Source organism: Klebsiella sp. PK18 (assembly GCF_057784655.1).
In genome coordinates this window covers 2170199-2183960 of record NZ_CM173493.1, presented here as the reverse complement: position 1 = coordinate 2183960, position 13762 = coordinate 2170199, and the positions used below count along the sequence as shown (strand labels likewise).

Here is a 13762-nt window from a genome sequence, read left to right as displayed (position 1 = left end):
ACTCCTTAAGCCCGTGCGAGGAAATTGAGCACCAGCTGATTAAAACTGTCGGCATGTTCCCACTGCGCCCAGTGGCCGCAGTCGCGGTAAATATGCAGTTCCGAACCGGCGATCCCGGCGAGCAGGCGCAACCCGGCATCCATCGGCACGAAGCGGTCATTGCGTCCCCAGACGATCAGGGTTGGCGCGGTGATTTCGCCCAGCCGCGGGCCAAAGTCAGGAAACTGCTTCGGGTTGGCTTCGAGGCTCTTGACGAAGTTGTCCAGATGGTCGCGGCGCGACAGCATATTGTTGAGACGCGCCTCGAACAGCGCCTCGGTGAGGTCGCGGGTGTCGAAGACGAAGATGCTCATCATCTTTTTGAGGTTTTCAATGGTCGGCTCGCGGTACAGGGCATTCAGCAGCTTGATGCCCTCCGTCGGCATCGGCGTGAACAGGCTCATGCCGCCGGTCCCCCCACCCATTAGCACCAGCTTCGCCACCCGCTCCGGCCAGCTCAGGGTGAAGGCCACCGCGCTATGGCCGCCCATCGAGTTGCCCAGCAGATGGACTTTATCGATCCCCAGCTGATCGACCACGCTTTTCAGAATGCGGGCGTTGAGGTCCGAACGTGAGCCGCTGTTGACGATAGCATCGCTTTTGCCCCACCCCGGACAGTCGAGGAGCAGCACGCGATAGCCCGCCTCGACCAGCGGGTCAATGTTACGGCTGAAGTTGGCCCAGCCGGTGGCCCCCGGCCCGGAGCCGTGCAGCATGACCACGGTCTCTTTCCCGTCGCCGCAGTCATTGATATGGATGCGCAGCGTGCGGCCCTCCTCGTCGACATTGAGGAATCGGCTGGTGGCGGCTTCGGTTTGCGGTTGATAGCTCATGTTAGTCTCCCGGTTAATCAAATCTCGGTGGTGGCGCTCAGCGAGCCGAACCCGGCGATCCACTCGGGGATCGGCCGGTAATAGCGGCCCTCACTGCGCCAGCGGCCAAAAGCGGATAGCGCGGCAAAAGCGGCCACCCAGCTCTTAATTTCGTGCGTCGATTTCCCGGCCATCGCCGACAGCTCGTCGTTGCCGATCGCATCCAGCTCCGCCAGCCGCCCCTGCTCCAGCAGGCTCATAAAGCGGTTGTCCCAGACCGGGTTGAGGGGATGGAGCGAATGCGGATCTTCGGTAAACCGTCTGGCGGCGTTGATCACCCGCTGCTGGCGCCGTTCGCGTTCGTCCGGCGGCAGCTGTTTTCCGCCGCCGAGCAGGCGATCGCGGAGATGGGCGTCGGCTTTCGCCAGCTCCGGCACCGGCGGCTGGTGCGAGAGTCCGCCCGAGCCGAGGATCAGCACCCGCTTATTGAGGGTATTGAGAAAGCGGCCCATCGCCTCGCCCAGCAGCCGGGTACGTTGAAAACCCGGCAGCGGCGCGGCGACGCCGTTAATAAACACCGGCAGCACCGGCAGGCGGTCCAGGCCACCCAGCAGAAACTCCAGCGGCTGGGCGAAGCCATGGTCCACCTGCATGTTGTACGACACCGCCAGGTCGATACCGCTGTTGATGACCGCGTGGGCGCAGGCTTCCGCCAGCTCGGTCGGCACCGGCAGGTCGCCGGCGGCGCTGGCGAAGTCGCCAATGGCGGTGGCGCCGACGCCGAGGCAGAACGGCGGCATCACGTCATAGAAAAAACCGTTGTAGTGATCGGGAGCGAAGAGCACCACCAGCTCGGGCTCGAAAGCGGCGATCCGCCGCCGGGCGTCAGCAATCACCCCGTTCACTTCATCAAGGACCGCCTGCTCCGGGTCCACGAATCCCACCAACGGAGTGTGGGAGAGACAGTGCAAATAGGCATCCATATCAGGCCACCTTCTCTTCAGTGCGGGCGGTATCCCCGGTTGCGAGGGTCATTTTTTCCGCCAGGGCGGTCAGCTGTGCGCCGAGGGTCTGCGGGATGGCGAGAGCGGCGACAAAGCGGTCCGGTCTGACCACGGCAATGGCGGTGTTATGCTGAGCAAACCAGCTCTTCAGGCGATTTTGCGTATCGCCTACCCGCAGCGTGCCGGGGGCGTTATCCTGCTCGCGATGGATCTGCACCTCCGGCACCACCTGGATAAAGCGCACGCCAATCGCGCGCCAGCGAGCGATCTGCCCGGCGTCGAGCCCCCACTGCGGGTTGCAGCCCCAGCCGATAATGGCGAAATTCGCGCCGATGACGTCGTCGAGCAGCACGCTCTCGCCGCTCTCCAGCGTCACCTGCGGTTGAATAAACATTTTGCCCACCGGCGAGGTCTTGCCGGCGGCGTCGATCAGCAGCGCCCCCTCGCGGTACTGCGGCATCGGCTTAAAGCGCATTTCAAGGAAGTAGCGCTTCACCGGCGGCAGGTAGTTCAGCAGCCAGGAGAGACCGTCGCGCACGGCCCCCTGCCAGCGCTTCGGCGGCGCCAGCACGTGGCCGGCGGTGACCGACAGATCAATCATCGCTTTCGCGTGGTCGCGGCGCTCCTGCTGATAGCTGTCGAGCAGCGCCTCTCCCGCTTTACCGTTGACCACCAGCGCCAGCTTCCACGCCAGGTTGAAGGCGTCGCGCATGCCGCTGTTGTATCCCTGCCCCTGCCAGACCGGCATGATGTGCGCCGCGTCGCCGGCCAGCAGCACCCGGTCAATGCGAAAACGCTCGGCAAGTCGGGCGTTATGGGTGTAGACCCGCTGGCGGATCAGCTCGACGCGGTCCGGGTCCGGCAGCACTTTGCTCAGCAGACGACGCATATTGTGCGGCTCGCTGAGCTGGGCTTCGGTTTCTCCGGGCATCACCATAAATTCAAAGCGGCGCACGCCATGGGGCAGCGCGGCGGAAACGTAGGGTCGCACCGGGTCGCAGCACAGGTAAACGTGCGGGGTGGCCAGCGGGTCGTTAGCGATATCGATGACGATCCACTGATTCGGCGCGGTCTTGCCTTCGAAGGGGACGTTCAGCGTACGACGAATAAAGCTGGCGCCGCCGTCGCAGGCCACCAGCCAGTCCGCGCGCACCGTCTCCCGCTCGCCGTCCGGTCCTTTAAGATTTAACGTGACACCGTCACCGTTCTGGCTAAAGGCTTCTACTTCGCGGGAGAAGAGGCAGCGGACCTGCGGGAAACGCTGCAGGCCGTGATACATCACCGCATCGACCTGCGGCTGAATGAAGGCGTTGCGCCGCGACCAGCCAAACTCATCGGTCATCGGCTGGATATCAGCAAAGCAGCGCCCCTTCGGGGTCAGAAAGCGCATGGCGTGCCACGGCGTGGTGTGCGGCAGCACGTCATTCACCAGCCCTACCGCCTGCATCGCCCGCAGGGATTCATCGTCAATGCCGATGGCCCGCGGGTAATCGATCAGTGTGTCGAGCTTTTCCACCAGCAGCACGCTGATGCCCATCTGGCCAAGGTAGTTGGCCATCATCAGGCCAACCGGACCGGCGCCGGCGATGGCGACCTGAGCGGTATGCTGCACGGCGGGTTGAATATCGGGTGTAGATGTTGTCATTTTCAGCGACCTCACGACTCGGAAACTGCCCGGCTGACAGGCAATTTGTTAATCATGTGTAAACGTATTTTTATAATGGGCTGAGTATAGGGCGGGGGTTTTCGGCTACAATCAAAACATCGCCGAATGTGCACCAGGTGCACGATGCTGTTTATAAAGCATTTTAAGGAAGGATTTATGCGTGACGATGGGTCCACTGAGTACAAAACGGTGCGTGGGTTAAGCCGGGGTTTATTGTTATTAAAATTGTTAAATAAATTCGACGGCGGCGCGACGCCGGGCCTGCTGGCGGAGTTTAGCGGCCTGCATCGCACCACCGTGCGCCGGCTGCTGGAGACGCTGCAGGAGGAGGGTTTTGTCCGCCGCAGCCGCTCCGATGACAGCTTCCGGTTGACCATTAACGTCCGCCAGCTGAGCGATGGATTTCGTGACGAACATTGGATTTCTGCCCTCGCCACGCCGCTGCTCGGCGAGCTGCTGCGCGAGGTGCAATGGCCGACAGACATCACCACCCTCGACGTCGACGCCATGGTGGTGCGCGAGACTACCCACCGCTTCAGCCGACTGTCGTTTCACCGCGCGATGGTCGGACGGCGGCTGCCGCTGTTGCTCACCGCCTCCGGGCTGACGTGGCTGGCCTTTGCCCCCGACGCGGAGCGCGACGCCATCGTCAGCATGCTGGCCGCCCGTCCGGAAGCTGAGTATCAGCTGGCCCGCGAACCGGAACGGCTGGCGGCGATCCTCGCCCGCACCCGCCAGAACGGCTATGGCGAAAACTTCCGCGGCTGGCGGCAGGAGGAGAAAATCGCCTCCATCGCCGTGCCGGTCAGCAGCCAGCAGCGGGTTATCGGCTGCCTGAACCTGGTCTATATCGCCAGCGCAATGACCATTGAGCAGGCGGCGCAGAAGCATCTCCCTGCGCTGCAGAGGGTGGCGAGGCAGATAGAGGCCCGCATGGAAGAGGAAGAAGTGTGGTACGAAATGCCCTGATCGTGATGAGGGTAAATGCGATCACCCATTGCGCCCGGCTTCGTTATATAATTTAATACATAACGAATTTTTCACGCCATTCGGGCCACACCATGTCAAAACACCCCTTACTGCTGGGCCTGACGCTGCTCAGCGCCAGCCTGTTCACCGGCCAGGCCTTTGCCGACCGCACCGTCACCGACCAGCTGGGTCGCCAGGTCACGCTCCCCGACCACATCACCCGCGTCGTGGTTCTGCAACATCAGACGCTCAACCTGCTGGTGCAACTGCATGCCGCAGAGGATATCGTCGGCGTCTTAAGCAGCTGGCAGAAACAGCTCGGGCCGCAGTTCGCCCGCTTTATGCCTGAGATCGGGCAACTGGCGACCCCGGGCGATCTCACCCAGGTCAATATTGAAAGCCTGCTGGCGCTGCATCCGCAGGTGGTTTTTGTCGCCAACTATGCCCCGCCGGCGATGATCGCGCAGATCCAACAGGCCGGGATCCCGGTGGTGGCCATCTCGCTGCGCCAGGACGCCGCGGGTGAAAAAAATAAAATGAACCCCACCATGGCTGACGAAGAGCAGGCCTATAACGCCGGGCTGGTGGAGGGGATCCGCCTTATCGGCGAGGTCGTCGAGCGCCAGCCCGAGGCCGAGGCGCTGATTCACTACACCTTTGCGGCGCGCAAAAAAGCCAATGCGCCGGTGGCCGATATTCCACCGAACCAGCGGGTGCGGGTGTATATGGCCAACCCCGATCTGAATACCTACGGCGCCGGTAAATACACCGGGCTGATGATGGCGCACGCCGGGGCGCTGAACGTGGCGGCCGCCAGCGTAAAAGGCGCCCGTCAGGTGTCGCTGGAGCAGGTGCTGGAGTGGAACCCGCAGGTGATCTTCGTCCAGGACCGTTATCCGCAGGTGGTCAAACAGATAGAGAACGACCCGCAGTGGCAGGCGATCGATGCGGTGAAACACCACCGCGTGTGGCTGATGCCGGAGTACGCCAAAGCCTGGGGTTACCCGATGCCGGAGGCCCTGGCGCTGGGCGAGCTATGGATGGCGAAAAAACTCTATCCTTCGCGCTACCAGAGCATCGATGTGGACAGTAAAGCCAGGGATTACTATCAGCGTTTTTACCGCGTGGCGTGGACGCCAGATGCGCGCTAACCTCCATCCCTGGCGGTTGCAGGGTAGCCTGGCGCTGGCGACGCTGGCGATCGCGGTCGCCTCGCTCTGTTTCGGCCAGTACCCGTTAAGCCTGCGCGCCGTTGGCCACACCCTGGTCCATTTGCCGCCAGGTGAAGGGGTGATCGGGCAGATCGTCTGGTCGGTTCGCCTGCCGCGCGTGGTCATGGCTCTGCTGGCCGGGGGCGCGCTGGGGCTGTGCGGCGCCACCTTGCAGGGCGTGTTCCAGAACCCGCTGGTGGACCCGCACATCATCGGGGTGACCGCCGGCTCCGCCTTCGGCGGCACGCTGGCGATCCTGTTGGGCGTCGGCGGTCTGCTGATGATGGCCTCGACCTTTTTCTTCGGCCTCATCGCGCTGGGGCTGATTTACGCCCTCGCCGCCCTGCAGGGGCGGGACAGCACGCTGGGGCTGATTCTGTCCGGGATCATTCTCAGCGGCTTCTTCGCCGCGCTGGTCAGCCTGATGCAGTACCTCGCCGATAGCGAAGAGACGTTACCGAACATTGTTTTCTGGCTGCTCGGCAGCTTCGCGACCGCCAGCTGGCATAAGGTTCTGCTTATGTCCCTGCCCATGGCGCTAGCCGTCGGGGTGCTGTGGAAGCTGCGCTGGCGTATCAACCTGCTGGCGCTGGAGGAACGCGATGCCCGCAGTCTTGGCGTTCCGGTGGCCGCGCTGCGTCGCGGCGTGCTGGTGTGCTGTGCAGTGCTGGTGGCAGCCCAGGTGGCGGTCAGCGGCAGCATCGCCTGGATGGGGCTGGTGGTCCCGCACCTCGCCCGTCTGCTGGTGGGCGCTGACCATCGTCGCCTGCTGCCCACCGCCTTCTGGCTTGGCGCCGCGCTGATGCTGGTGGTGGACGATCTGGCGCGCACGCTGACCCAGGCGGAAATCCCGATCGGGATCATCACTGCCCTGCTCGGGGCGCCGCTGTTTACCTTTTTACTGGTGCAATCCCGGCGCCGGAGTACCGCCCGATGAACAGCTCATTATCGCTGGAAGCGCTACGCTACGGCCACCGTCAGCCGCTCTTCGCCCCGCTCACGCTGACCTGCCGGCCCGGTGAGATCTGGGCGGTGCTGGGCGCCAATGGCCGGGGAAAAAGTACCCTGCTGGACACCCTGACCGGCGTGTTGCCGCCGCTGGGCGGCCAGGTGCAGTGCGAGGGGGGCATCGCCCTGGTCCCGCAGTCGTTTCGTCCCGCTTTTCGCTGGCGCGTGAGCGATGTGGTGCTGATGGGCCGCGCCCGTCATGTGGATCTCTTTGCCCAGCCTGGCGAGGAGGATGCCCGGCGGGTTGAGAACGCGCTGGCGCAGCTGGGGATTGCCGCCCTGGCCGGGGATGACTTCGGCGCCCTCTCCGGCGGCCAGCAGCAGCTGGTGCTGATTGCCCGCGCGCTGGTCAGCGCCAGCCAGAATATCCTGCTGGATGAGCCCTGCTCGGCGCTGGACCTCGGTAACCAGCAGGTGGTATTGCAGCTGATCGGCGACCTCGCTCACCGCCAGGCACGCACCGTCCTGTTCACCACCCATGATCCAAACCATGCGCTGCAGGTGGCCAGCCATACGCTGCTGCTTCTGCCGGAGGGCCAGTGGCTGGCAGGCGAGACCGCCGACGTGCTGAGCGAAACGCACCTCCGGCAAGCGTACGGCCTGCCGGTACGTCTGATCTACCATCCAGCGTCCGCGTCCCCTCTGCTGGCGCCGGGGTTTACTCTGCGTCGCTGAACGGCATAAAACCCGCCTGCCGGAGATACCTCTGGCCAACGTCGCCGAGGATAAAGCGATACAGGGCCAGCGCGGCGGGATCCGCCCTGAGACGCGCCAGCTGGTAATCGCAGCGAATATTCCACGGCGCCGGGATGGTCAGGGTACGCAGATCGTCGCAGGCGGCCAGCGCGGGGCCATAGTGCGCGTAGCCGATAAACAGATCCGCCAGATTCTGGCGAATAAGCCACGCGCCGGCTATCTCGCCCGGCGGCACGCTCAGTGAGTCTCTGCCGCCGACCCGCGGCTGCGCCCGCCCGGCTATCGCGTTGCCCAACCCAGGATAGTGCGCCTCAATTCGGGCAAACAGTTGCCAGGTATAATCTCCCGACGGATCGCATCCCGGCGTGGAGGTCGCCAGCCGCAGGCGGGGCGTGCTGAGCAGCGCCAGCCAGTCCAGGCCATCGTTGTCCGGCGACCGCCGGGCGGTCAGCATCAGCTGGTTGCCGGCAAATCCCTGGCATTCCTGCGCCAGACCGGCCTGCAGCAGCGCCTGCGGGTGCGCCGCGTTGGCGGACGCAAAAACCGCGCACGGCGCCCCGGCCTCGATCCGCTCGCGCAGCAGGCCGGCAGGGCCAAACTGCGCATCGACCGCCAGGCCAGTGTGCTGCTGAAAGTGCGCCACCAGCGGCAGGAAAGCGCTTCTCAGGCTTCCCGCCGCCAGCAGCGTGAGAGGAGTGGACATCATAGATAGTCGCTATAAACCGGATAATATAACGCTATATTACCCGGTTTGCCGTCGCGTCAGTAGCGAATTTCCGCCAGCGCGCGCAGCTGCTCGGGGGTGGCTACCGGCAGGTCGAAAAAGCGCAGATAAGCGGGGATCATTTCAAACAACATGTCGGTCCCGCGCTGGATATGGCACTGTCGCGCCTGAGCGGCCCTCAGCAGCGGGGTGTACTCCTGGGTCATCACCACCTCCCCCACCCAGGTGCCTGGCGCCAGACGGTCAACGTCCAGCGGCAGCGGATCGCTGGCCTTCATCCCCAGCGGGGTGGCATTGACCACCAGCTCGTGTCCGACAGGATCGTGCTGCATCAGGGTGATATCGAGCAGCGGATAGTGCTGATGCAGCCGTCCGGCGAGGGCGTGCGCCACCTCGGGCCGGGTATCGTACAGGGTCAGGGCGCTGACTCCCGCCGCGGCGAGGGAGGCGGCGATAGCCGACCCCACCCCGCCGCTGCCGACCACCAGCGCCCGCGTCCCCTGCGGATTAAACCCTTTACGACGCAGGCCCAGCACAAAGCCGTCGCCATCGAACATATCCCCGCTCAGGTTACCGTCGGCCTCGCGACGGATGGCGTTGCAGGCGCCGGCGATGGCCGCCGTCGGGCTCAGGCGCTGGACCAGATCGCAGGTGGCGATTTTATGCGGCATCGTCACCAGCGCGCCGATGATGTTGGTCATCGTAAACAGCGGCGGAATAAACGCGGCGTAGTCCTCCGGCCTGACCCCCATCGGCACCACCTTCACGTCCACCTGCTGGTCGACGAACCACGGGTTATAGATCATCGGCGCCTTAAAACTGGCGGTCGGATAGCCAAGGTGCGCTATCAGCCGCGTATTTCCACTAATCACCATGCCTTGCTCCTTTGCTTACTGCGATAACTCGATACGTTTGACGTCGCCGAGGATAAACAGATAGGCCACCACGCCCAGCAGCGCGGCGCCGCCGATGTAGATCAACGCGTAGAAGAAATTGCCGAACCCGGCAACGATAAAGCCGATCACCAGCGGGGTGAGGATCCCCGCGAGGTTGGCGCAGAAGTTAAACAGGCCGCCGGTCAGGCCGCCTAGCCCCTTCGGGGCAATATCGGAGATCAGCGTCCAGCCAAGCCCCACCATTCCCTGACCAAAAAAGGCAAACGACATCACCAGGATCACCGCCAGGTCGCTCTGCAGCCAGTTGGCGGTGATAATGCAGCTGGCCATCAGCAGACCGGCGACGATCGGCAGCTTACGGCCAAGGTTGGCCGACCCGGTGGCCTTGAGCAGTTTGTCGGAGATCCAGCCGCCAAACATCACCCCGCCCGCGGCGGCGACAAACGGCAGGATGGAGAAGAAGCCCACCTTCAGCCAGGGCATATGCCGCTCGGTGGCCAGCCAGGTCGGGAACCAGGTGAGAAAGAACACCAGCACGGTATTGCCGGCAAACTGGCCGATGCTGGCGCCGATGATCTGCCGTTTGCTCAGCAGTTGGCGGACCAGCGGCCAGCTGAACGCCACCTGCTGGTCCGTCGGGGCGCTCAGGCCGCCGCCGTTTTCGATATGCTCGCGCTCCTGCTGGCTGAGGCGCGGATCTTCATGCGGTTCGCGGTAGCAGCGCCACCACACCAGGGCAAACAGAATACCGACCGCGCCGACGCTAACGAACAGCACCCGCCAGCCAAAGCCGTCCATGATCCAGAACAGCAGCGGCGCAAAGCAGGCCAGCCCGAGGTATTCCCCTACCGTGTACACCGCTGTGGCTTTCGCCCGCTCATGCTGCGGGAACCAGGCGCTGACCACCCGGCTGTTGACCGGAAAGCACGGCGCTTCGCTAATGCCGAGTCCGAAGCGGCACAGCAACAGTGTTTTCAGCCCCACCGCCATGCCGTGGAACAGGGTAAACAGCGACCATAGGGTCAGCGACAGAAAATAGGTCACTTTGTTGCCAAAGCGGTCAAGGAACAGCCCGCCGGGGATCTGCGCCAGGGCATAGGTCCAGGCGAAGGCGGAAAAAAGGATACCCATGATCGCCGGGTCGATCCCCAGCTCACCGGTGAGCTTTGGGGCGGCGATCCCCAGCACGGTGCGATCGAGGTAGTTGATCATGGTACCAATGGCCAACAGCGCAAGGATGCCGATGCGCCGCCGGGAGCGGCGCACGGTGACGGCAGGCTGGGCGGCAGCCGTCGGGTTAGGGCTATATGAGCTCATAGTCAGTTCCTGTCTCGGGTACAGAGGATGTTGTTATTGTGTTTAAAGCATAATGAACCATTTGATTCGGGCTAACAATACTGCATCGCCGCCAGACGGACGGCGGCATTCGCCGCGCCATAGAGCGCGTAACCGGCCCGTCGTTCGGTTAACTCAAAGAAAAAGCGCCCGGCGGTAAAGGGGCGGGTATAAAGATGCAGGAAGGCCCCGCCCTGCGGATCGCGGTCGTAGAGGAGCTGCCGCCGCTGCAGTTGCCCAACGTCCAGCTCGCCGCCGAAGCGCGCCAGCAGATCGTCATAATAATTGGCCGGGATCGGCAGCGCATGGCGGGCAACGTCGGCAAGCTGGTCGCAGGTGGCCGGCAGATCGCGGCAGGCAAAGGCCGCATGCTGCAGCCCTGCCCCCTGGTAGCAGGCGACCGAGCGGGCAATCTGCGTCGCCCGGCTCTGCGAAATATTCAGCGCCAGACGGATATCGCCCTGCGGGCTGCGCACCGCCAGACTGCGCACCAGTCCATACGGGTCCGGCAGCGTCTGCTCATGCTCAAGGGTAAAACCAAACACCGTGCGGAAGAACATCACCCAGTTGTCGCGGCTGTCGGCCTCCATCCCCAGCGCCAGATGGTCGATACCGAGATAATCCTCGCGCACCGTCAGTCCGTCGCGCAGATGAAAATCGCGCTCATAGATCCCTTCCCCGGCCTCGATGAGATAGATAAGGCTACCGTCCGGGGCGCAGATCGCCGGGATCGGCGTTTCGTTCGGCCCGGCATCGCCCTGCCAGGTGGCATACCCCAGCGCCCGGGCGCGGGCCACAATCGGCGCACTGCGATCGACCCGCAGCGCCATGGCGCACAGCGATACGCCGTGGCGTTGATAGAAATGATCGGCCCAGCTGTGGGGCTGATGGTTGATGACGATCCGCGCCCCGCCGTTGCGCCACAGCGTCACCTGTTTGGAGCGGTGGCTTCCCTCGTGCTGAAAACCCAGCGCCTGCAGATGCTGCCCCAGGCGCTGCGCCTCGGCGGCGCTGGCGGCAAACTCGATAAACTCCAGCCCGTGATAGACCGGCAGCGGCGGCGGTGAAAACAGATCGGCATCGCACGTCGGGAGCCGACGGCGGGTTTGCTCCTCCAGCCACAGCAGCGAACGATAACCATCTTTGGCCGTCGCGCCGTTCGGCGAGGCGCGAAAACCGTCATTAAAGATCTCCAGCGACCAGGGGCCGCGATAGCCGCAGCGGGTGACCTGCTCGGCAAACGGCTCCAGCGGCAGCTCGCCCTGCCCGGGGAAGCAGCGGAAATGGCGACTCCATTCCAGGAGATCCATTTTCATGTACGGCGCATCGGCGAGCTGAACAAAGGTGATTTTCTCCACCGGCACCGACGGTAGCGCGTCCAGCGTGTCGCCGCGAGCCAGAATATGGAAGCTGTCGAGCACCAGGCCCAGCGCCGGGCTGTCCACCCGCCGTACCCGCTCCCAGGCCTGCTGCCAGCGGTTCACATGGGTTCCCCAGGCCAGCGCCTCATAGCCGATGGTGATCCCCTCTTCTTCCGCCAGCGTGGCCAGCGCCCGCAGATCCGCGACCTGCAATTCGCTATCCGCCGAGCAGTCCGGCTGCACATTGCTGCACAGCAGCAGCGTGTCGCAGCCCAGCTCGTGCATCAGGGCAAACTTGCGCCGAGCGCGGGCTATATTCGCCGCAAACTGCGCCCGGCTGGCGCCTTCAAAATCGCGAAAGGGTTGAAAAAGCGTGATTTTTAACCCTAAATCGGCGGCAAGCTGGCGGATTTCCGCCGGCGTCCCCGTATAATAGAGCAGATCGTTCTCGAAAATTTCCACACCCTGATAGCCCGCCGCCGCAATAGCGTGCAGCTTCTCAGGCAGGGTGCCGGAAATCGAAACGGTGGCGATAGAGCGCAGCATAAGGTCCTCGGGTCAACAACTGACGTGAGCCTTGAATATGTATCATTTGGTTCATTTGCGCCATACTAGGTTGCTAAATTGTGATCATTATGTGTATTTTTTGTCACCCAAGAAAAAGGAGTTGCCATGACCGTCGTTGCTCATGATGAAGCACAATCCCTGAAGGCGCGGATTTTCAGCGCCGCTATCGCTGTTTTTGCTGAACACGGGCTGTCAGGCGCCCGCATGGAGCAGATCGCCACCGAGGCGCAGACCACCAAGCGCATGGTGGTTTACTACTTCAAAAGCAAAGAGCAGCTCTATCAGGAGGTGCTGCAGTATGTGTATGCGCGGATCCGCGAAACCGAGCAGCAGCTGGGGCTGGAGAATGTGCCACCGGTGGAGGCGCTGGTGCGGCTGGTGCGCTGGAGCGTGCGTTATCACGCCACCCACGCGGACTATATGCGGGTGATTTGCATGGAGAATATGCAGCGCGGCAAGTGGTTACAAACCTCGGGTGAACTGAAACCGCTGAATCGTACCGCCCTGTCGATTCTGGAAGACATTTTACAGCGCGGCCAGCAGCAAGGTGTCTTTCAGGCGGGGCTCGAAGCACGCGATGTGCACCGGTTAATCAGCAGCTTCAGCTTTTATCAGGTGTCGAACTTCTACACCTTCAGCAGCCTGTACCTGGACGACCCGCTGCCCGCCATCGACGACGAAGCGATGGTGGCCCACCACTGCGACATTGCCGTCCGGGCGGTGATCCGCTTCGTGATATCCTGACCCGCCGGTGACAGAAGTTAATGCCCGGAAAGGGCATGAATGACTTTCTCCATGGCCTCCACGGTGAGCGCCGAACGCTGAATTTTGGCGTTCGCCAGCGAGGTGCGCAGTACGCCGGCAATGACAATGTGTTTCGGCTCCTGACCCAGGTCTCGCATTTCCAGCACCACTTTACCCACCACGCGGCACATTTCCTGGTACAGCTCGTCGTCTTTGGCTTTATTTCCCATCTGGTTTTGCTCGCACTTTATTATTATCAATCAATTCATTATTGATAGATTTTTTCCGCAACGCAAATTATCCCCGGCGGAATGGGCCAATGGCGCATTTTACTGGTTCATCACGCGAGAAAAAGCGCCTTCCGCTGCCCCTTTGCCTGCCCGGTGATGAAAAAATGTGTTGCGTACTTTTATGCATAACGTGCCGGTTTTGTTACGCGTTTTGTCCATAATTTGAAACGAGGTTTTTATTTTCCTTTTTGATTTCGGCAGCGTATAATGCGCTTCGATTCTTTCTTGAATGGTTTCAGCGCATTGGACTGCATGATAAAACGCATAACACCTTGCCACATTTCATGGGCTGAACCGCCAGCACACATTCTTCTGCACGCTCCGGGGTTGTCACCTATCCTTAGGGCGTGGCTTAGCAACTTTCGTAATACAGGTTTGGCTCCCCGGCAGTGCGCCCGCGGAGCGAGAATTCCATATCCTTCACAACTTAAAGACTAAAA

General features: G+C 62.5%; 15 protein-coding genes. 6 read left to right on the top strand and 9 right to left on the bottom strand.

Annotated elements, in window-relative coordinates; translation table 11 throughout:
• Positions 1–5 precede the first annotated feature (5 nt).
• Genes mhpC through AC3EMD_RS10590 form a run of 3 tightly spaced genes read right to left on the bottom strand, consistent with a single transcriptional unit; the run spans position 6 to position 3500 of the window.
• Complete coding sequence (mhpC, locus tag AC3EMD_RS10600; protein ID WP_023297813.1) at positions 6–872, bottom strand: 2-hydroxy-6-oxonona-2,4-dienedioate hydrolase; 867 nt, start codon at positions 870–872, stop codon at positions 6–8.
• A gap of 17 nt (positions 873–889) precedes the next feature.
• Positions 890–1834: a 2,3-dihydroxyphenylpropionate/2,3-dihydroxicinnamic acid 1,2-dioxygenase gene (mhpB, locus tag AC3EMD_RS10595; protein ID WP_302074070.1), complete on the bottom strand. Its 945-nt coding sequence runs from the start codon at positions 1832–1834 to the stop codon at positions 890–892.
• A 1-nt stretch (position 1835) separates the two neighbouring features.
• Positions 1836–3500, bottom strand: a complete 1665-nt coding sequence (locus tag AC3EMD_RS10590) for a bifunctional 3-(3-hydroxy-phenyl)propionate/3-hydroxycinnamic acid hydroxylase (protein WP_302074069.1) — start codon at positions 3498–3500, stop codon at positions 1836–1838.
• A gap of 177 nt (positions 3501–3677) precedes the next feature.
• On the opposite strand from AC3EMD_RS10590, the gene AC3EMD_RS10585 reads away from it, so the two are divergent.
• The 4 genes from AC3EMD_RS10585 (at position 3678) to AC3EMD_RS10570 (ending at position 7384) form a co-directional block, all read left to right on the top strand.
• Positions 3678–4490, top strand: coding sequence for a DNA-binding transcriptional regulator (locus AC3EMD_RS10585; RefSeq protein ID WP_048965051.1), 813 nt, complete (start codon positions 3678–3680; stop codon positions 4488–4490).
• 92 nt (positions 4491–4582) lie between these two features.
• Positions 4583–5641 (top strand): ABC transporter substrate-binding protein, encoded by a 1059-nt coding sequence (locus AC3EMD_RS10580; RefSeq protein WP_131023626.1) that lies wholly within the window; start codon positions 4583–4585, stop codon positions 5639–5641.
• Complete coding sequence (locus tag AC3EMD_RS10575; protein ID WP_110235688.1) at positions 5631–6638, top strand: FecCD family ABC transporter permease; 1008 nt, start codon at positions 5631–5633, stop codon at positions 6636–6638. The genes AC3EMD_RS10580 and AC3EMD_RS10575 overlap by 11 nt, the downstream gene beginning before the upstream one ends.
• Positions 6635–7384: an ABC transporter ATP-binding protein gene (locus AC3EMD_RS10570; protein WP_012967936.1), complete on the top strand. Its 750-nt coding sequence runs from the start codon at positions 6635–6637 to the stop codon at positions 7382–7384. Before AC3EMD_RS10575 ends, AC3EMD_RS10570 begins: the two co-directional genes overlap by 4 nt.
• On the opposite strand, the gene AC3EMD_RS10565 is transcribed toward AC3EMD_RS10570, so the two are convergent.
• The 4 genes from AC3EMD_RS10565 to AC3EMD_RS10550 all read right to left on the bottom strand — a co-directional run bounded on the left by AC3EMD_RS10565 (position 7368) and on the right by AC3EMD_RS10550 (position 12267).
• Positions 7368–8111 (bottom strand): substrate-binding domain-containing protein, encoded by a 744-nt coding sequence (locus tag AC3EMD_RS10565; protein ID WP_023340342.1) that lies wholly within the window; start codon positions 8109–8111, stop codon positions 7368–7370. The two genes, AC3EMD_RS10570 and AC3EMD_RS10565, sit on opposite strands and share 17 nt — an antisense overlap.
• Before the next feature lie 56 nt (positions 8112–8167).
• Complete coding sequence (locus AC3EMD_RS10560) at positions 8168–9004, bottom strand: shikimate dehydrogenase family protein (protein WP_023297820.1); 837 nt, start codon at positions 9002–9004, stop codon at positions 8168–8170.
• Between the two features lie 15 nt (positions 9005–9019).
• Entirely contained in the window at positions 9020–10342 is a 1323-nt protein-coding gene (locus AC3EMD_RS10555) for an MFS transporter (RefSeq protein WP_012541401.1), read from the bottom strand.
• A 71-nt stretch (positions 10343–10413) separates the two neighbouring features.
• Entirely contained in the window at positions 10414–12267 is a 1854-nt protein-coding gene (locus tag AC3EMD_RS10550; RefSeq protein WP_012967932.1) for a bifunctional sugar phosphate isomerase/epimerase/4-hydroxyphenylpyruvate dioxygenase family protein, read from the bottom strand.
• 126 nt (positions 12268–12393) lie between these two features.
• Between AC3EMD_RS10550 and AC3EMD_RS10545 the strand changes: the two genes are divergently transcribed.
• Positions 12394–13032 (top strand): TetR/AcrR family transcriptional regulator, encoded by a 639-nt coding sequence (locus tag AC3EMD_RS10545; protein ID WP_008804472.1) that lies wholly within the window; start codon positions 12394–12396, stop codon positions 13030–13032.
• A 17-nt stretch (positions 13033–13049) separates the two neighbouring features.
• Here AC3EMD_RS10545 and fumD read toward each other — a convergent pair whose 3' ends face one another.
• Entirely contained in the window at positions 13050–13262 is a 213-nt protein-coding gene (gene fumD / locus AC3EMD_RS10540) for a fumarate hydratase FumD (RefSeq protein WP_012541399.1), read from the bottom strand.
• A 236-nt stretch (positions 13263–13498) separates the two neighbouring features.
• Complete coding sequence (locus AC3EMD_RS10535; protein WP_004217210.1) at positions 13499–13630, bottom strand: hypothetical protein; 132 nt, start codon at positions 13628–13630, stop codon at positions 13499–13501.
• On the opposite strand from AC3EMD_RS10535, the gene ynhH reads away from it, so the two are divergent.
• Positions 13575–13760, top strand: a complete 186-nt coding sequence (gene ynhH, locus AC3EMD_RS10530) for a protein YnhH (protein ID WP_418268519.1) — start codon at positions 13575–13577, stop codon at positions 13758–13760. The two genes, AC3EMD_RS10535 and ynhH, sit on opposite strands and share 56 nt — an antisense overlap.
• The last annotated feature ends 2 nt before the right edge of the window (positions 13761–13762 follow it).